The organism is Rubrivirga sp. SAORIC476 (assembly GCF_002283555.1).
In the GTDB taxonomy this organism is placed as follows: Bacteria; Bacteroidota; Rhodothermia; order Rhodothermales; family Rubricoccaceae; genus Rubrivirga.
Genome location: NZ_MVOI01000004.1, coordinates 116,345 through 132,881 on the forward strand (window position 1 = coordinate 116,345; position 16,537 = coordinate 132,881).

Annotated in this window: 18 protein-coding genes and 1 tRNA gene; 11 read left to right on the plus strand and 8 right to left on the minus strand. The window is 69.4% G+C overall.

Annotation, left to right across the window (positions count from 1 at the left end):
- Positions 1 to 120 precede the first annotated feature (120 nt).
- Positions 121 to 1,158 (plus strand): GTPase ObgE, encoded by a 1,038-nt coding sequence (gene obgE / locus B1759_RS11355; RefSeq protein ID WP_095515194.1) that lies wholly within the window; start codon positions 121 to 123, stop codon positions 1,156 to 1,158.
- 27 nt (positions 1,159 to 1,185) lie between these two features.
- On the opposite strand, the gene B1759_RS11360 is transcribed toward obgE, so the two are convergent.
- Complete coding sequence (locus B1759_RS11360) at positions 1,186 to 1,698, minus strand: pyridoxamine 5'-phosphate oxidase family protein (protein ID WP_095515195.1); 513 nt, start codon at positions 1,696 to 1,698, stop codon at positions 1,186 to 1,188.
- A gap of 91 nt (positions 1,699 to 1,789) precedes the next feature.
- On the opposite strand from B1759_RS11360, the gene B1759_RS11365 reads away from it, so the two are divergent.
- Positions 1,790 to 2,629: a hypothetical protein gene (locus B1759_RS11365; protein ID WP_095515196.1), complete on the plus strand. Its 840-nt coding sequence runs from the start codon at positions 1,790 to 1,792 to the stop codon at positions 2,627 to 2,629.
- A gap of 95 nt (positions 2,630 to 2,724) precedes the next feature.
- On the opposite strand, the gene lpdA is transcribed toward B1759_RS11365, so the two are convergent.
- Both lpdA and B1759_RS11375 read right to left on the minus strand, forming a co-directional pair.
- Entirely contained in the window at positions 2,725 to 4,167 is a 1,443-nt protein-coding gene (gene lpdA / locus B1759_RS11370; protein WP_095515197.1) for a dihydrolipoyl dehydrogenase, read from the minus strand.
- A gap of 157 nt (positions 4,168 to 4,324) precedes the next feature.
- Positions 4,325 to 4,630 (minus strand): EutN/CcmL family microcompartment protein, encoded by a 306-nt coding sequence (locus B1759_RS11375; RefSeq protein ID WP_095515198.1) that lies wholly within the window; start codon positions 4,628 to 4,630, stop codon positions 4,325 to 4,327.
- A 122-nt stretch (positions 4,631 to 4,752) separates the two neighbouring features.
- Between B1759_RS11375 and B1759_RS11380 the strand changes: the two genes are divergently transcribed.
- Positions 4,753 to 4,941 carry a type II toxin-antitoxin system Phd/YefM family antitoxin gene (locus B1759_RS11380; RefSeq protein WP_095515199.1) on the plus strand — a complete coding sequence of 63 codons (189 nt, stop codon included), beginning with the start codon at positions 4,753 to 4,755 and terminating at the stop codon, positions 4,939 to 4,941.
- Between the two features lie 6 nt (positions 4,942 to 4,947).
- Here the strand turns inward: B1759_RS11380 and B1759_RS11385 are convergent, their stop codons facing one another.
- Positions 4,948 to 6,816 carry an ATP-binding protein gene (locus tag B1759_RS11385; RefSeq protein ID WP_095515200.1) on the minus strand — a complete coding sequence of 623 codons (1,869 nt, stop codon included), beginning with the start codon at positions 6,814 to 6,816 and terminating at the stop codon, positions 4,948 to 4,950.
- A gap of 176 nt (positions 6,817 to 6,992) precedes the next feature.
- On the opposite strand from B1759_RS11385, the gene B1759_RS11390 reads away from it, so the two are divergent.
- Together B1759_RS11390 and B1759_RS11395 are read left to right on the plus strand one after the other, a co-directional pair.
- Positions 6,993 to 7,901: a TerC family protein gene (locus B1759_RS11390; RefSeq protein WP_095515201.1), complete on the plus strand. Its 909-nt coding sequence runs from the start codon at positions 6,993 to 6,995 to the stop codon at positions 7,899 to 7,901.
- 25 nt (positions 7,902 to 7,926) lie between these two features.
- Positions 7,927 to 8,778, plus strand: coding sequence for a class I SAM-dependent methyltransferase (locus B1759_RS11395; protein ID WP_198948833.1), 852 nt, complete (start codon positions 7,927 to 7,929; stop codon positions 8,776 to 8,778).
- A 150-nt stretch (positions 8,779 to 8,928) separates the two neighbouring features.
- On the opposite strand, the gene B1759_RS11400 is transcribed toward B1759_RS11395, so the two are convergent.
- From B1759_RS11400 to B1759_RS11415, 4 genes are all read right to left on the minus strand, one after another.
- Entirely contained in the window at positions 8,929 to 9,618 is a 690-nt protein-coding gene (locus tag B1759_RS11400; protein ID WP_143537359.1) for a hypothetical protein, read from the minus strand.
- A gap of 74 nt (positions 9,619 to 9,692) precedes the next feature.
- Complete coding sequence (locus B1759_RS11405) at positions 9,693 to 10,082, minus strand: hypothetical protein (RefSeq protein ID WP_095515203.1); 390 nt, start codon at positions 10,080 to 10,082, stop codon at positions 9,693 to 9,695.
- A 72-nt stretch (positions 10,083 to 10,154) separates the two neighbouring features.
- Positions 10,155 to 11,219: a class I fructose-bisphosphate aldolase gene (locus B1759_RS11410; RefSeq protein ID WP_095515204.1), complete on the minus strand. Its 1,065-nt coding sequence runs from the start codon at positions 11,217 to 11,219 to the stop codon at positions 10,155 to 10,157.
- Between the two features lie 92 nt (positions 11,220 to 11,311).
- Positions 11,312 to 12,379 (minus strand): FAD-binding oxidoreductase, encoded by a 1,068-nt coding sequence (locus B1759_RS11415; RefSeq protein WP_158225219.1) that lies wholly within the window; start codon positions 12,377 to 12,379, stop codon positions 11,312 to 11,314.
- 74 nt (positions 12,380 to 12,453) lie between these two features.
- On the opposite strand from B1759_RS11415, the gene thiO reads away from it, so the two are divergent.
- The 6 genes from thiO (at position 12,454) to B1759_RS11445 (ending at position 16,447) form a co-directional block, all read left to right on the plus strand.
- On the plus strand, positions 12,454 to 13,593 hold the full coding sequence (gene thiO, locus B1759_RS11420) for a glycine oxidase ThiO (protein ID WP_095515206.1): 1,140 nt from the start codon (positions 12,454 to 12,456) through the stop codon (positions 13,591 to 13,593).
- A gap of 3 nt (positions 13,594 to 13,596) precedes the next feature.
- Positions 13,597 to 13,806, plus strand: coding sequence for a sulfur carrier protein ThiS (gene thiS / locus B1759_RS11425; protein ID WP_095515207.1), 210 nt, complete (start codon positions 13,597 to 13,599; stop codon positions 13,804 to 13,806).
- Positions 13,807 to 13,870: 64 nt separating this feature from the next.
- The gene (locus B1759_RS11430) at positions 13,871 to 14,746 is read left to right on the plus strand and encodes a thiazole synthase (protein ID WP_095515208.1); all 876 of its coding nucleotides are present in this window, start codon (positions 13,871 to 13,873) and stop codon (positions 14,744 to 14,746) included.
- A 65-nt stretch (positions 14,747 to 14,811) separates the two neighbouring features.
- Complete coding sequence (locus B1759_RS11435; RefSeq protein WP_095515209.1) at positions 14,812 to 15,393, plus strand: thiamine phosphate synthase; 582 nt, start codon at positions 14,812 to 14,814, stop codon at positions 15,391 to 15,393.
- Between the two features lie 20 nt (positions 15,394 to 15,413).
- Positions 15,414 to 16,244 carry a bifunctional hydroxymethylpyrimidine kinase/phosphomethylpyrimidine kinase gene (gene thiD / locus B1759_RS11440; protein ID WP_095515210.1) on the plus strand — a complete coding sequence of 277 codons (831 nt, stop codon included), beginning with the start codon at positions 15,414 to 15,416 and terminating at the stop codon, positions 16,242 to 16,244.
- Between the two features lie 129 nt (positions 16,245 to 16,373).
- Positions 16,374 to 16,447 (plus strand) — tRNA-Arg (locus B1759_RS11445).
- The last annotated feature ends 90 nt before the right edge of the window (positions 16,448 to 16,537 follow it).

The window sequence follows — 16,537 nt, forward strand, 5'->3', positions numbered from 1 at the left end:
CACAAGAAGCTAGCAGAGGTCTCGCGGCGCCTTCGCGAGGTTTAGACCTATGCTCACGGTGCGTGAGCGTGCGACCGGTCGACCGTCTCATGCCCTCTGCTTCACGCCCCGAGCCCCGAAATGAAATTTGTCGACTACGTCACCGTCACTGTCCGGAGCGGGAAGGGAGGGGCCGGGAGCGTCCACTTCCGCCGCGAAAAGTTCGAGCCCAACGGCGGGCCGGACGGCGGCGACGGCGGCCAGGGAGGCTCGGTGATTCTGGAGGCCGACAGCCACCTCTACACGCTGCTCGACCTCCGCTACAACCGACACCACTTCGCCAAGGCGGGTGAGCCGGGTGGTGGCTCGCACAAATCCGGAAAGGCGGCCGATGACATCATCCTGCGCGCCCCGCTGGGAACCGTCGTCAAGGACGGGACGACGGGGGAGATTCTCGGCGAGGTCGTCACGCAGGGGGAGCGGATGGTCCTCGCGCAGGGCGGTCGTGGCGGACAGGGGAATGCTCACTACAAGAGCCCGACCAACCAGGCGCCGCGCTACGCGCAGCCTGGCGAGGCGGGGGAAGAGCGAGAGATCGTGCTGGAGCTGAAGCTCCTCGCCGATGTCGGGCTGGTCGGCTTCCCGAACGCGGGCAAGAGCACCCTCGTGAGCAGCCTCAGTGCCGCCAAGCCCAAGATCGCCGACTATCCGTTCACGACGCTGGAGCCCAACCTGGGCATGGTGTCGGTCGGCGACTGGCGCTCGTTCGTGATGGCCGACATCCCGGGCCTCATCGAGGGGGCCTCGGAAGGTCGGGGGCTCGGCCACCAGTTCCTCAAGCACGTCGAGCGCAACGCCGTGCTCTTGTTCTGCGTCGCCGCGGACGCCGAGGACCCCGGCGCGCGGTACGCGACGCTGCTGGGGGAGTTGGAGGCATTCAGCCCGCACCTGCTCAGCAAGCCGCGCATGGTGGCGCTGACCAAGATGGACATCGTCGGGCCGGAACTGGCCGCCGAGTGGGTCGCTCAAGCCCGCGCGGGCTTCCCCGACGACGTGGAGGTGATGCCCGTCTCGGCCGTCGCCCGTCAGGGCCTGGACCCGCTCAAGGAGCGCCTCTGGACGTTCGTGGAGGCCGAGCGAGAGGCGGCCGAAGCGGACGCCGACGATTTCGAGGTCTGACCCGACGGCGCCCGCCTCGGCGTCGGCTCAGCCGAGGTCGACCTTCTCGTTCTCGCCGAGGTCGGTCGCGGGCTCGCCCGTGATCTTCGACTTCAGGTAGCCGAGCGCATACACGATCGGGCTCGACGGCGAGTCCCAGTACTCGGCGCGCTCGACCTCGACCTTGATCAATCGCAGGTGCGAGTCGTGGACGCCCTTCGGAAACCACGCCTCCAGGGCCTCGGACCACATCTCCTCGGCCTTCTGCTTGTCCTTGACGATGAGCGCGGTGCCCGCCATCGTGACGTAGTCCTGGCGCTTCGGGTGGGAGAAGCTGACGCCGACCTTCCGGTTCCGTTCAATGTGGTCGACCTTCTCGGAGTCGTCGCGAGTGAAAAACCACAGGTCGCCGCCGAAGCCAACCTCCTGGACGGCCATCGGGCGGCTCCAAGGCTTGCCGTCGGTGTCGACGGTGGTGAGCATGCAGATGCGGATGTCCTCGATCAGTTCGGCCAGCTTGGCGATGCGCTCCTGGCGCTCGGCGGGGGAGGGGGTAGACATGGGAGACAGGGGGGTGGAAAGGAAGGGATGAACGGCTTCGGCCTCGCGCCGGTTCGGCGTACCCTAGGGCCCCGGTCATCCCCTACGATTCATGCCCCGCTCGCTCGCCCTCTTCGTCCTGTGCCTGCTCGTCGGGTGCGCCGGTGCGTCGCCCTCCGGCGGTGCCGATTCGAGCGCGTCGCGCGCCGTCCGCCTCGTCTGGGCCGGGCTCGACGACGCCGCGGCCCGCTTCGTCGAGCAGGGCGACCGCGGCCCGGCCCTGGACGCCGTCGAGACCTGCGACGGCCCCTTCGAGACGTGGTTCGCTGACTTCGGCGTCCGCGGGCTCGCCTGCACCGCCGCGCAGGTCGTCCAGCCGACGACGTTGCTGGCGCTCGCGCCCACCCAGCCGTTCCAGAGCGGCCCTCACAGGGCGTCCGCGGACGGGCTGGACCTGGACCTCACATCGGATCGAGCGTTCGGGCACTACGACCCCTCGTTCGTCCGCTGGGCGTGGAGCGCGGCGATCCCCGACGGAACGGCGGAGCAGGCGCTGATCCAGCCCATCTACCGCCGCCACGTCGCCCGTCTGGCGCGCATCTACTGGCTGACCCACCAGGACCTCGTCGATGGAGGCTTCCCGGACGCGACGCCCATCGGTCCGCTCAAGGACTACGCCCGCTTCCTCGACGGCGGCCCCGTGCCCGCGGGCGCCGAGTCGTACGAGAGTGCCGGGTTCAGCGTGTTCGCCTTCACCGACCGTAGCGAGACGCTGCTGTCCGAGATCGGACTGCCGGTCGGCAACGAGTGGGAGCTGAAGTACGAGGCCAACACGGCGTACGGCTTCTGGCTCCGCCGCCGCGCCGACGGCACGCACGCCGACTTCCGCGACGGCCTCCGCAGCCTCCTGTCGGCGCTGGACGCCGAGTGGCTGGCCACCCATAGCGGTTGACCCTCGCCACCTCGGCACCGAGGTGGGCAGACACGGAACCGCCCCGCTGGCGACGACCAGCGGGGCGGAGAGCACTGCGGGCCGGAGCACGCAGCCTATGCGTTGATCGCCTGGCCGTAGGCGTCGCGGAAGGCCTCCATGACCGCCTCCGAGAGCGTCGGGTGCGGGTGCATCGCCTCCATGACCTCGTGGGCCGTCGTCTCGAGCGCGCGCGCCGTGACCACCTCCGCGATCATCTCGGTCGCGTCGTGGCCGATGATGTGGGCGCCCAGGACCTCGCCGTACTTGGCATCCACGACCACCTTCACGAAGCCGGTCTGGTCGCCGATGGCCGCCGCCTTGCCGGACGCCGCGAAGGGGAACTTGCCGACGAGCACGTCGAAGCCCGCCTCCTTGGCCTTCGCCTCCGTGTAGCCGACCGACGCGATCTGCGGCAGGCAGTACGTGCAGCCGGGCACGTTGAGGTAGTCCACGGCGTGGGGCGCGTGGTCCAGCTTGCCCATCTCGTGGGCGATGTTCTCGACGCAGACGATGCCCTCGTGGCTCGCCACGTGCGCCAGCCACGGCCCGCCGATCACGTCGCCGATGGCATACAGTCCGTCGACGTTGGTGCGGTACATGCTGTCTACCTTGATCGCGCCGCGGTCGTACTCGACGCCGACCTCGTCCAGGCCGAAGCCCTCGACGTTGCCGACCACTCCGACCGCCGAGAGGACCTGCGCCGCCTGGAGCGTCTCGGTGCCCTTCTTGGTCTCGACCGTCACCACGCAGCCCTCGCCGGACGTGTCGACGTTCGTGACCTGGGCGCCGGTCATGACCTTGACGCCCATCTTCTTGTAGGCTCGCGCGAGCTCCTTCGAGACGTCCTCGTCCTCGACCGGAACGAGGCGGTCCTGGAGTTCGACGATAGTGACCTCGGTGCCGAGGTTGTGGTAGACGTAGGCGAACTCGACACCGATGGCCCCGGCGCCGACGACGACCAGCGACTCCGGCTGTTCGGTCTGGAGCATCGCCTGCTTGTAGTCGACGATCTTTTTGTCGTCGACCGGGAGCGTCGGGATGGCGCGGGCGCGGGCGCCCGTGGCGATGATGATGGCCTTGGCCTCGATCTCGGTCGCCTCGCCGACGGTCTCGCCGTCCATTGTCTCGGAGGGCTCGACGGACACCTTGCCGCCGCCCAGAAGCGTGGCCTTGCCCATGAACACGTCCACCTTGTTCTTCTTCATGAGGAACTGGACGCCCTTGTTCATCTTGTCCGCCACGCCGCGGGAGCGCTTGACGATGGCCGGAAAGTCGGCCTGGATCGACGCGCCGTCGCCGGAGAAGCCGTAGTCCGAGATGTGGGCCAGCTGGGAGGCGATCTCCGCGCTCTTGAGCAGTGCCTTGGTCGGGATGCAGCCGATGTTGAGGCACACGCCGCCGAGCTTGTTCTTCTCGACGATGGCGGTCTTGAGACCGAGCTGGTGGGCGCGGATGGCGGCCTCGTAGCCACCGGGGCCGGAGCCGATCACGAGGATGTCGTAGGGAGCGTTCGCCATGGTCTGAGGGGGGAGGGAGGCTGAGAATACCCTGCCGAGTGACTCTGGGACCCCGGTGAGGCTTGAAGAGGGGGTGAGTCAGCGGCCCCGGCCGAGCCGGGGCGGGACGCAGGTGCCCGGTCCCCCACCTCGGCACCGAGGCGGACCGAGCGGAAGGTCAGCCCGAGACGCTGTCGGCCAGCGACCACTCGTCCACGACGGCGACGATGATCACGTTGGCGGGCGTCGGGAGTGAACCGACGCGGTCGCCGTCGAGTAGTGTCGCCACCACGGCGCCTTCTTTGGCGATCAGGACCGCGTCGCCCACCCCCGCGCTCAGGCCTGGGTCGAGCGCGATGTCCTCGGTCGCGTCCCGTAGACTGCCGTCGAGATCCAGCCGCCGGACGACCAGGAGACGCTGGCCGGCCAGAGGGGACAGTTTTTGGCTTGCCACGACGGCGCCGGTGACTCGTGCGAGATACATCAGGGCGGATAAGACGGAGAACTGAGAGTTGGAACGGGAGTTTTTATTAGTTTAGGCGCTGCGGTGCCCACCACACACAGCGCCGCACGCTCTACCACACCACTTCTTACCCCCCCACCCGGATGTACAGCACCCAGGGCATCGAGGCCATCGCCACCGTGACCGAACTCCGCTCCAAAACGTCGGCACTGATCGACCAGGCGAAGGATCTCAACACAGGCATCATGATCCAGAAGAACAACGAGCCGGAAGCCGTCCTGCTCTCGTACGACCTGTATCAGAAGATGCACAAGGCCTACCACAAGAAGTAGCGCCCGTCATCGCTCGCCCACCAGTCGTTTGAGCTCACCGACACGCCGGACGGTTGCCTCTCGATCGAGAGAGCGGAACCGTTCGGGGAGCATCGAACGACTGGTGCATTCCATCACGGCGACGAGCGTCTGAAGCTCGACCTGAAGCGGATACGAGGGCGGAACGAAGTCCTCCACGACGGCCTGGAGGATCTCGCGGTCGATCGGCTTCGGCCCGGCGTCGGAAGCCTTTAACTCGCTCGGTGCGAGCGGAACGTCGGGTTCGGCCATTCCATCGCCAGACGCGAGGTCGGCAGCGGACTCGGGGGCGGGTTCGTCGAGCGCGTGAGTGGCGGCGCGGAATTTTGCCCGCGTGAGCAGCGCCTCCATGTCGGCTCCGGAGTAGGTCCGTTCGCCGTCGAGGAGCGCTTCCGGGATCTCGGACATCTCCACCTCCACGCCGGTCTTGCGCATCATCACCTTGATGAGCTCCTCGCGGTCGGAGCGCGTCGAGGGATAGAAGAGGCCCAGGTGCTCCTCGGCGCGGCCCTGGCGCTTGAGGTCGACCGGCATGAGGTCCGGGCGCGCCGTGACCAGGAACCAGATGATCTTGCCGCGGAACCGGGTGTCGGACATGGCCTGCGCGATCTGACCAAACACGCGGCTCGACACGCCTGAATCGCCCGACGCGCTGCGGTCCCCGAGTGCGGCATCCGCCTCGTCGATCATGACAGCGACAGGGTTCATGGCCCGGAGCAGCGTGAGGATCTTCTCGAGGTTGCCCTCTGTGACGCCCTGCCACTGGCTGCGGAAGTTCTTGAGCTTGACCATGGGGATCCCGATCTCCCCCGCGAAGGTGGTCACCATGAACGTCTTACCGGTGCCGACCGGGCCGGAGACGAGGTAGCCCATCGGCATCACGTCCGGGCGGCCCGCCTTGATGGCCTCGGCAGCGGCGCGGAGGTGAGCTTTCGCCTCGGCGTGCCCGGCGACCATGTCGAGCGTGTAGTCGGTCTCGACGAACTCCAGCAGGCCATAGGCCTCGGCTTCGATGAGCTCCTTCTTCTTCTCGCTCAGCGTCTCAAAGGTGAGCGGGCGCTCGTTTTCGAGGACATCTGCCAGGATGGTCCGGAGCTGGACATAGCCCAGTCCGGCGGTGTTCTGCGCCAGTGTCAGGTCCCCGACGGAGGAGAGGCGGTCGAACCGGCCCCGGCCATCGCGTTGTGCCGTTAGGAACCAGCGGACGAATCCTTCTCGCTCCTCGTGGCCGGGGAAGTCGATCTCCAGCTCTGCGTTGTAGGGGCTCTGGATGAACGCTCGCGAGAGGTCGTTCAGGTTCTCGGCGATGAGCGCCAGCGTGAAGTCGCTCCGCAGCAGAAGCGGGTCGTGGGCCCACTTCTGGAGCGTCACGAGCGCGGAGCGGTCCTCGGTCGAGTAGCTCGCCGCCTCCGACATCGGGATGATGGTCTCGGCGTAGTCCACCACGCAGGCGACGCGCTTGCCGTCGGCCAGCCGCAGGCGGAAGTAGTTGTCGAGGAGCGCGAACACCCGGGCCGGGTCCTTCGGGAGCTTCTTCGCGTACTCGGTGCCGAAGATGGTGTCGTAGCCGCTCAGCGCCCGGTTGAAGTCCTTGCGGCTCTCCGCGTCCTCGAAGTGGATGCCGTCGGAGCGGTCGTAGAAGACCACCACGTCGCGTCCGGCGAACAGGTCCTCGGCGAGGAACTCGCGGAGCGGGACGTAGGCACGCTCCCCGCGGTCGTCGACCGTCGGCACGAGGTCTCGGACGTTGCCGTGCAGGATGAACTGGTTGAGCGTCTTGGTGAAGTAGCGGCGGGCGAGCTCGCGCGCCCAACGGGGGTAGTGGGCGAGCGGGTCGGCGGCGGGCGTGTCGGGCATCGGGCGGGGAGGGGCGTCCAGGTCGAGGAAGGTACCGAGGCGGGGGTTCGGGGTTCGGCCCGTCGGAGATGCAGGCACGCGCCGATCTCGGCCGGGCGGATACGAAACACGCTCGCCGCCCTCGCACCGACGGGCACCGGCGGCTGCTAGATTCGGATTCCCCTCTGCACACGCACATGTTCGACTGGATCGCCGACCCCAACGCCTGGATCGCGCTCGCGACGCTGACGACGCTGGAGATCGTCCTCGGCATCGACAACATCATCTTTATCTCGATCCTGACGGGGCGGCTGCCTGAGCACCAGCAGCCGCGGGGGCGGACCATCGGCCTCGGGCTCGCGATGGGCATGCGCATCCTGCTGCTGCTCTCCATCTCCTGGGTAATGGGCCTCACGTCGGTCCTCTTCGATGTGGCCGACCTGCTGCCCTTCCTCGCCGATCTCCAGCCGCTCGGCGAGACGGCGCGCGAAGTCGGCGGGCATGGCGGCCCGGCGACGCTGGACGGCCCGACGGCCATCACCGGGCGCGACATCATCCTCCTGCTGGGCGGCATCTTCCTCGTCGGCAAGGCGACGCATGAGATCCACCACAAGCTGGAGGGGGATGGCGAGCACACGGCCGAGAAGCCCAAGGCGGCGTCGTTCGGCGCCGTGCTGTTCCAGATCGCGCTTCTCGATATCGTGTTCTCGCTCGACTCGGTCATCACGGCCGTCGGCATGGCGGACGACATCGCGGTGATGATCATCGCCGTCGTGATCGCGGTCGGGGTGATGATGCTGGGCGCGGGGCCCATTTCGAGCTTCGTCCACCGGCACCCGACAGTCAAGATGCTCGCGCTCGCGTTCCTGATCCTGATCGGCGTCACGCTCGTCGCCGAGGGGCTGAACCAGCACATCTCCAAGGGCTACATCTACACCGCGATGGCGTTCGCGCTGATCGTGGAGTTCCTCAACATCCGGTCGAAGCGGGGCAACGCGACGCCGTCGGTCGAACTCATCGAGCCGTACGCGACACCCGGGGCCACCGGCGTTCCGAGCATCGACCAGGTCGAGCGTCCCGCGGCGCTCATTCGCCCCCAGGTGTGACTTCAGATCTTCCCCGAGCGGCTTGATGGACACATCCTCCGCCCCCCGCATGCGCGTGCTCGCGCTCCTGTCCCTGATCGCGCTGGCCTCCATCGGGTGCCGCGCCCAGACGCCTGCGTCCGCCCCCGTCCCGTCGCGCGAGGCCGACACGGTGGGCCAGTCGCTCGCACCCGCACCTCGTGATGCGACCCAGGGGATGGGGTTCAGCAGCCGGGGGATGGCCCCCCAGGCCACGGTGGTGTACGAGGAGGGGCCGGCGTCGGCGGACGGCACCGGGCGCTACTTCATGGGCCGCGAGATCGCCCGCGTGATGAGCCACCGCGGCGCGGCCTGGCTTGAGCGGGCCGACCGCGAGCGTGAGGAGCAGCCCGACGTCCTGATCGAGGCGCTCGGCCTGGACCGCGACGACGTGGTCGCCGACCTCGGCGCGGGCACGGGCTACTTCACCTTCCGGATCGCGCCGCTCGTGCCCGACGGCCGCGTCTACGCGGTCGACATCCAGCCTGAGATGCTGCGGATCATCGAGGACCGTGCCCTGGAAGAAGGGTTTGGGAACGTCGCCCCGGTGCTCGGCTTCGAGACGTCCACGGGCCTGCGGCCGCGGTCCACCGACCTGACACTGCTCGTCGACGCCTACCACGAGTTCTCGCACCCGCGCGAGATGCTGGCCTCCATCTTCGAGGCGACCCGACGCGGGGGGCGCCTGGTGCTGGTCGAGTACCGTGCCGAGGACCCCGACGTGCCGATCCGGCGCCTCCACAAGATGACCGAAGCGCAGGCTCGGCGCGAAGTGGAAGCGGCGGGCTTCCGGTTCGTCGAGAACCTGAACCTGCTCCCCCAGCAGCATCTCCTCGTGTTCGAGCGGTCAGCGGAGTAGGCGGGCAGGAGGACCCAACGCGTGGGCCGACTTTCCCGGCCCGGTCAGCCGGCAGACCCCGAACTGTGGACGGTGACGGTGGGAGGCACAGCGTGACCGAAGGCGGCTCGGGGGCGTCCGGCCAGACGCCTCCGTAGCGAAGCCGACGCGCTACCGGTCCGACAGCGCCAGTCGGAGCGTCACGCCGACGTTGCTCGCGTCGAACTCGGTTCCGTCCTCTGACGTGTAGCGGATAGCGGTGTAAGACGCCCCGATCCATCGCCAGCCTGCCGCGAGGGTCGCGCCGTCGGCAGCGTCGAAGTCGACGTCCGAGAAGAAGTCGTCACCGTAGAGGGTGATGCCGGCGTGCCGCGTGTAGGCAGCCTCGGCCCACACGGCATCCGTGACATCGGCTCGGAGTCCAAACTCGATGGGGATGCGGGTCAGCCGGATGTCGGCGTTGTCGGAGGCGTTGAGCACGAACTTGTAGCCGATCGACCCGAACAGCGACAGCGGAAGCGTCGCGACGGGGCGCGCCCGGAGGCCTGCCGCGAAGGTGCCGCCCTGGCCCGCGCTCAGCGTCTGGCTGCCCCCGTCGGTGAGGAGCAACTCGATCACGTCGTCTCCGCCGACCTCGACGGCGAACTCCCCGTACACATCGAACACGGGAGCCGCTGTCTCCGGCTTCGCCGCGGGGGCTCGCGCTGTCGCCGAGGTGGGCCGTGCCGGCGGTGTGCCGGACCGGGGCTCGGGACTCGATTCAAGCCACGGGGCAGGCAGAACCGCAGCGACGGAGTCGGGGGCCGTCTGTGCGAGAACAGGAGCGGCGAGGACCGCGAGGAGCGGGAGAAGCGTGCGCATCGGGGAGACGGGCGGGAACGGGCGACGAAGATCGCCCCCTGCGTCGCGTCTGTCCAGGTCCGAGCCGGAGCCGTTCAGGCCTGAGAGCGCGTGCGTACCGGTTCTATCGGCCCGTTGCCATCCACGGGCGCTGCCGGTCCCGTCGCCTGCCCCGACTCGGCAAGCTCTCGCCAGCGCACGGCGTCGGCCTGGGCTTGCTCGAGCGCCTCCAGGCGTGCGTCGAGGTCGAGGATGGTGCGAGCATCCATCTCGTCCACCGGGTGCGAGGCCCGCTCGGCTCGGGCCACGGGCTTCGGCTCGCGGACGCGGCGGCGGTAGATGGCAACGCCGTTCGTCAGGGCGGTCACCATCGCCAGCATCGCGCCCACCATCAGGGTGTCCTTGTCGTCGCTGGCGAATCCGATGAACGCGAACGCCATCAGGAACGCATTGAGGGCGATCAGCAGAGTATCGGAGAGCTTCATGCAGCCGGGGCAAACGAACGAGGGACGCCGCATCGCTACGGCGCCCCTCGTCGGGTGTTGCGCAGAGGCCGGTTAGGCCACCGTCACCGCGTCGTCGAGGTACACGTCCTGGATCGTGTTGAGCAAGCGGATGCCCTCGGAGCGCTCGCGCTGGAACGCCTTGCGGCCCGAGATCAGGCCCATGCCGCCCGCGCGCTTGTTGATCACGGCCGTGCGGACCGCCTGGCCGAAGTCGTCAGCGCCCGAGCCTCCGCCCGAGTTGATGAGGCCGGCGCGGCCCATGTAGCCATTGGCCACCTGGTAGCGCGTCAGGTCGATGGGATGGTCGCTGGCGAGCTCGGTGTAGATGCGCTCGTCCAGCTTGCCGTAGCTGCTGTCGCCCGCGTTGAGCGCCTTGTAGCCGCCGTTGTTGGTCGGCTGCTTCTGCTTGAGGATGTCCGCCTCGAGCGTCGCGCCGATGTGGTTGGCCTGGCCCGTCAGGTCGGCTGCCGACTCGTAGCTGACGCCGTCGACCGTGAAGCCGCTGTTGCGGACGTAGCACCACAGGATGGTCGCCATGCCCAGCTCGTGGGCGTGGGCGAAGGCCTGCGAGACCTCCTGGATCTGGCGGTCCGACTCCGGCGCGCCGAAGTAGATCGTCGCCCCGATGGCGACGCAGCCCATGTTCCAGGCCTCCTCGACGCGGGCGAACATGATCTGGTCGAACGTGTTCGGGTACGTGAGGAGCTCGTTGTGGTTGACCTTCAGGATGAGCGGAATCTTGTGGGCGTACTTCCGCGCCACCATCCCGAGCGCGCCGTACGTCGTCGCGACGCCGTTGCATCCGCCCTCGATCGCCAGCTCGATGATGTTCTCCGGGTCGAAGTAGTCCGGGTTCTTGCCGAACGAGGCGCCCGCCGAGTGCTCAATGCCCTGGTCGATGGGCAGGATGGACAGGTACCCGGTCCCGCCGAGGCGGCCGTGGTCATACAGCTGCTGCAGGGACCGCATGACCGGGATGGAGCGGTCGGACGGGCCGAAGATGCGGTCGACGAAGTCGGGGCCGGGCAGGTGGAGCCGGTCCTTCGAGATGGCAGGCGAGTCGAAGCCGAGCAGGGAGTCGGCCTCGTCGCCGAGGTACGATTCGATCGTGGGCATAGGGAGGGTCGGGATCGGAGGGGGTGTGAAGATAGCGGGCGCATCGCCCCGTCGGCCCCGTCGGTGGACTGGAAGCGGTTCCTGTGCAGCGATTACACGATGGGGGCAGGCCAGAGGTCCGCCGGGAGCGGGCGACGACCGGTGAGCGCATCGGCAAGCCGCTCGGCGATCAGGGGGGCGGTCAGAAGCCCCTTGGCGCCGAGCCCGGTCACCACCCAGACGCCCGGGTGACCGGGCAGCGGTCCAGCGAGGGGAAGGCGGCGAGGCGACACGACGGCCGGAACGGTCAGACGGACGCCCGCCTGCCGCTCGATCACCTCCGCCTGGGCGAGGGCTGGCACCAGGGCGGAGGCACGCTCGATCAAGCCCGCGTCGCGAGCGGGGTCGGGTGCGAAGTCAGTGAACGTGTGCTCGAACGTGGCGCCGACCAGGACACCGTCGGCTCGGGGCACCACGTAGCCCGCGCCCGCGATGGCGGGATGGTCGGCCAGCAGAGTCGCCGGACGCCCGAGGCGGACCGTCTGTCCTTTGACGCGGTGCAGCGGGAGCGTCGCCAGAGCTGGGAGGGAGCGGGCGCCGTCGCCGAGGGCGAGCACGAGGGCGGCCGCCTGGACAGTGCCACGATCCGTTATTGCATGAAGAGGTGCCGTTCCGTGCCACCCGGTGAGCGTGGCGTCCATCACGCGGCCTCCGCGCTGCACCACCACCTCCAGCGCGGCTCTCACGAACGCGGCGATGTCCACGGATCCGCCCGAGGCGACCTCCAACGTGCCGTGTGGGGAGGCGACCGCTGGCCATCGCTCGCCGCTCGCCTCGGGCAGGTGCCACCGCAGCTCCCCGTGCAGAGAGGCCCGATCGCGGAACGTCGCCGCCTGGAGTGCCGTGGTCGCCGGCCGGACGACGCCCGTCCGCTGGTACAGATAAGGGCCAGCCTCTTCGGCGAGGGCCGTGAGTGCGTCGAGGGCCTCTGCGTGCCGCCATGCGGCCTTCGCCTTGCGGCCCATGAACGGGTTCACCATCCCTGCCGCCGCACCGCTGGCGCCTCGGGCTGGCCCCTCGGCCTCGATCACCAGGACCTCGTGAGTCCGGCTCAGGACCAGCGCCGCACACGCGCCCGCCAATCCCGCACCCACGACCACGATCTCGGCACCAGGGGACATGGGGTAGAGGCGGCGAGAAGGGGAGAGGGCGACGGGTGCGGGTAGCTTGCCAACCCAAGATCGCCGTGCGCACCGTGCAGGACCCCTCATTCGAAGTCATCGTCGTCGGCGGCGGGGTCGCCGGGCTCGGCGTCGCCTGGGAGCTCGCCCAGCGTGGGCGTCGGGTGCGAGTGCTGGAGGGCCGGCACGTCGGGGCGGGCGCGACCTGGGCGGCTGCCGGGATGCTCGCCCCGTCGGCCGAGATCGGCTTCGAGGAGCTGGATCTGTACGCCCTCGGGCGGGAAAGCCTTGCCCGGTGGCCCGTCTTCGCGCGTCGCCTCGAAGCCGCCTCGGGGCGGTCGGTGGGCTACCGCGACGACGGGACGCTGGTGGTGGCCGACGACCGCGACAGCCTCCGTGCGCTCCGGCGCCTGTTCGACTTCCAGACAGATCATGGAGTCCCCGTCGAGTGGCTCAGTGGCGAGGAGGCCGTGGATCTGGAGCCGATGCTTTCCCCTCGCCTGCCCGCCGCCATCGTCGCTCCTGGGGATCATCAGGTCGACAACCGGGCGGTGCTCCGTGCGCTCCACCGCGCCGCCTTGGCCAGTGGCGTGGACGTGCGAGAGGAGACTCCAGTCTCCCGCATCGTGCCTGGGGCCGACCGGCCCGAGGTGGTGCTGGCCGATGGCACGACGCTCGACGCCCGCGCCGTGGTGCTCGCCGCGGGGGCGTGGAGCGCGAGCCTGGGAGGGCTCGATCCGGCCCCGCCTGTGCGCGGCGTGAAGGGGCAGGCGCTCGCCCTTCGCCTCGACCCGGATCGCGGTCTCGATCTTCGGCACGTCGTCCGCGGCCCCGACGCCTACCTCGTTCCGAAAGCCGACGGGCGGCTGGTGGTCGGCGCGACGAGTGAGGATGGCGTGCCGGACACGCGAGTCACGGGTGGCGGTGTGTTTCGGCTCCTCGAAGGCGCCGTGGCGGTCGTTCCCGGCGTCGAGGAAATGGAGTTCGTCGAGACCTGGGCGGCCCATCGCCCCGCCTCGCGGGACCACGCGCCGTTGCTCGGGCAGAGTGCCCACCCAGGCGTGTTTTACGCGACCGGGCACTACCGGCACGGGGTCCTGCTGGCTCCGGTGACCGCCGAGGAGGTCGCCGCCGCGGTGGACCGCACCCTGGCGGGCGCGCCCGAAACAGCGCCCGTGCTCGCTCCGTTCGCGCCGCTCCGGTTTCCCTCCTGATCCGTGCCCACCCTTCGCATCAACGGCGAGACGCGAGACGCGTCGACCCCGCTCGCCATCGACGCCCTGCTCGTCCACCTCGGGCGCGACCCCAGCCTCCCTGGCGTGGCGGTGGCCGTGGGGGACCGCGTCGTGCCCCGCTCCCTCTGGCCGACCACCGAGGTGGCCGACGGCGACCACGTCGAGATCATCACGGCCTCCCAGGGTGGCTGAGGACGATGCCCCGGTGCGCGCCCGGGAACGTCTCGGCCGGCCCTCTGATACCGATTCCCTCGACATGACCCACCCCGACTCGGTGACCTCTCTGCCTGGCGCGGCTCCGACCGTCGTGTCCCCGCTTGCTCCGGCCGACGACACATGGAGCGTAGGCGGCGTGACGCTGTCGAGCCGCGTGCTCCTCGGGACCAGCCGGTATCCGAGCCTTCAGACGATGCTGGAGTCGGTCGAGGCGTCCGGAGCCGAGGTGGTCACGGTCTCCGTCCGGCGCGTCGACCTCGGGGCCACCGGCGACGGCCAGACGCTCCTCGGGTCGCTCCGCCAGCGGACCACCACCGACGGCCGGCCGCTCCACCTGCTGCCGAATACGGCGGGCTGCTATACAGCCAAGGAGGCCATCTTTACCGCCCACCTCGCCCGCGAGGCGCTGGAGACCGACTGGATCAAGCTGGAGGTGATCGGAGACGAGGAGACCCTCTACCCGGACGCGGTGCAACTCCTCAAAGCCGCCTCAGAGTTGGTGCGCGACGGGTTCGAGGTGTTCGCCTACTGCGGCGACGATCCGATCACGGCCCGAAAGCTGGCGGACCTCGGGTGCGCCGCCGTGATGCCACTCGCCGCCCCCATTGGGAGTGGAATGGGGCTTGTCAATCCGTACGCGCTGCGCATCATCCGCGAGCTGCTGCCCGATGTGCCGCTGGTGGTCGATGCCGGCATCGGCACGGCGTCGGACGCGGCGCGGGCGATGGAACTCGGGTACGACGCAGTGCTCCTCAATACCGCCGTGTCGGGGGCGATGCACCCGGTCCAGATGGCGGCGGCCATCGGGCACGCGGTAGCCGGAGGGCGCCTCGCACGACGGGCCGGACGCATCCCGCGCCGCCTCTACGCTCAGGCCTCCACCCCGGACGACGGGCGCGTCGAGGTGGACGAGTGAGCGGGGAGAGGGCGCCAGCGCTGCCGAGGGTGCTGCTCATCGCTGATGGGTTCGCGTCCGGTCGGATGGAACTCGCCGCGGCGGACATCCGCGAGCGTACCGTGCAGGCGGTGGCTGCGGGCATCCCCTGGGTGTCGCTGCGAGATCACGTGTCAGACGATGCTGCATTCGATGAGGCAGCTTCCGAGCTTATTCGGCAGATGCGGCTGGTGAACAGCGAGGTGGTGGTCTCCGTTCATGCACGACTCGAAGTGGCCGTCCGGCACGGTGCAGGGCTGCATGTCGGGCGGCGAGGCGCGACGCTGCCCGACGCGCTCGGAGCCGACCTCGTCGGTCCCGTCGGCGTCTCCACCCACTCGGCGACCGGGGCCGCGGTCGCGGCGCGCGGCGGGGCTCACTACGCGACGTTCTCCTCAGTCTTCGCAACCCGCACCCATCCCGATGCCGTCCCCGCGGGCATTGACCCGCTCCGGCTGGCCGCCGACCGATCGGGCCTGCCCGTGCTCGCCCTTGGGGGGATGACGCCTCCTCGCGCTCGCATCGCCCGTCTGGTCGGCGCCCACGGCGCCGCCGCCATTTCGTCGCTCCTGTTCGCGTGGGACATCCCTCGCACGGTGGCCCAGTTCCTGGCTGCAGTCTCCGACTGAGCCCTCTCTCACCTCTGTCCATGTCCTCGTCTCCGATCCCGACCGCCCTCACCATCGCTGGGTCCGACTCCGGGGGCGGTGCTGGCATCCAGGCCGACCTCAAGGCATTCGAGGCGCACGGTGTATTCGGCATGTCCGTCGTGACGGCGGTGACCGCCCAGAACAGCCACTCGGTCACGGCCATCCACGACATTCCGGTGGCGGTCGTCGCGGCCCAGATCGATGCCGTCGCAGAGGACTTCCCGGTCGGCGCCGTCAAGACCGGCATGCTGGCGAGCCCAGAGATCGTGGCGGCCGTAGCGGAAGGGATCGAGCAGCACAGCCTGGGGCCGGTAGTGGTGGACCCCGTGATGGTCTCCAAGAGCGGGGATGCGCTGCTGGCTCCCGAGGCCGTCGGCGCCGTCGCAGAGCGTCTGATCCCGCTTGCGACGCTGGTCACCCCGAACGCGCACGAGGCCGCGCGGTTGGCGGGGTTCGACGTGCGCACGCTGGACGACGCGCGCCGCGCGGCCGACGCCATCCTCCGCCTCGGGCCGGGCGCGGTGCTGATCAAAGGCGGTCACCTCGACGGAGAGTCCGAGGCAGTGGACGTGCTGATGTGGGCCGACGGGGAGTCCGTATTCCGGGAGGCTCGCGTCGACACGCCGCACACGCACGGCACGGGCTGCACCTACGCGAGCGCCATCGCGGCCAACCTGGCGCGGGGCCTCGCTCTCGCCGAGGCGGTCCAGCGTGCCCGGTCCTATCTCCAGCAGGCCATTCTCCACGCCGTCCCCCTCGGGTCCGGCCACGGCCCGACCCGCCACTTCTGGTTTCTGGACGGGTCGGAGGCCGGGCAGGGAAACGGGTGAGGAGGCGACGGTAGCGAGAGGCGGCTGGTGGTGCATGCCGCGCTTCTCGCCCCTCCGCCCCGTCTTCACTTGAGGCCCCTTCCCGTAGCAGTCTATCTTGGCACTCGCCGACGGGGTCACCCCCTCGACGCGCCCGTAGCTCAGCTGGATAGAGCGTCGCACTACGGATGCGAAGGTCAGAGGTTCGAATCCTCTCGGGCGTACAGACCCCGATCTCCTCGGAGATCGGGGTTTTGTGTTTAACGTCGCCGCCGCCAGCGCGCCGAGGCGGGCAGGGAGGGGCTCCACCCGGT

Bases quoted from the DNA above. Each gene is read 5' to 3' on its own strand.
- B1759_RS11400 (WP_143537359.1), bottom strand. From the start codon at position 9,618: ATGCGCACGCTTCTCCCGCTCCTCGCGGTCCTCGCCGCTCCTGTTCTC.
- thiD (WP_095515210.1), top strand. From the start codon at position 15,414: ATGTCCTCGTCTCCGATCCCGACCGCCCTCACCATCGCTGGGTCCGAC.
- B1759_RS11435 (WP_095515209.1), top strand. From the start codon at position 14,812: ATGGAACTCGCCGCGGCGGACATCCGCGAGCGTACCGTGCAGGCGGTG.
- B1759_RS11360 (WP_095515195.1), bottom strand. From the start codon at position 1,698: ATGTCTACCCCCTCCCCCGCCGAGCGCCAGGAGCGCATCGCCAAGCTG.
- B1759_RS11430 (WP_095515208.1), top strand. From the start codon at position 13,871: ATGACCCACCCCGACTCGGTGACCTCTCTGCCTGGCGCGGCTCCGACC.
- B1759_RS11380 (WP_095515199.1), top strand. From the start codon at position 4,753: ATGTACAGCACCCAGGGCATCGAGGCCATCGCCACCGTGACCGAACTC.
- B1759_RS11385 (WP_095515200.1), bottom strand. From the start codon at position 6,816: ATGCCCGACACGCCCGCCGCCGACCCGCTCGCCCACTACCCCCGTTGG.
- B1759_RS11365 (WP_095515196.1), top strand. From the start codon at position 1,790: ATGCCCCGCTCGCTCGCCCTCTTCGTCCTGTGCCTGCTCGTCGGGTGC.
- B1759_RS11410 (WP_095515204.1), bottom strand. From the start codon at position 11,219: ATGCCCACGATCGAATCGTACCTCGGCGACGAGGCCGACTCCCTGCTC.
- B1759_RS11390 (WP_095515201.1), top strand. From the start codon at position 6,993: ATGTTCGACTGGATCGCCGACCCCAACGCCTGGATCGCGCTCGCGACG.
- B1759_RS11395 (WP_198948833.1), top strand. From the start codon at position 7,927: ATGGACACATCCTCCGCCCCCCGCATGCGCGTGCTCGCGCTCCTGTCC.
- obgE (WP_095515194.1), top strand. From the start codon at position 121: ATGAAATTTGTCGACTACGTCACCGTCACTGTCCGGAGCGGGAAGGGA.
- lpdA (WP_095515197.1), bottom strand. From the start codon at position 4,167: ATGGCGAACGCTCCCTACGACATCCTCGTGATCGGCTCCGGCCCCGGT.
- B1759_RS11415 (WP_158225219.1), bottom strand. From the start codon at position 12,379: ATGTCCCCTGGTGCCGAGATCGTGGTCGTGGGTGCGGGATTGGCGGGC.
- B1759_RS11405 (WP_095515203.1), bottom strand. From the start codon at position 10,082: ATGAAGCTCTCCGATACTCTGCTGATCGCCCTCAATGCGTTCCTGATG.
- B1759_RS11375 (WP_095515198.1), bottom strand. From the start codon at position 4,630: ATGTATCTCGCACGAGTCACCGGCGCCGTCGTGGCAAGCCAAAAACTG.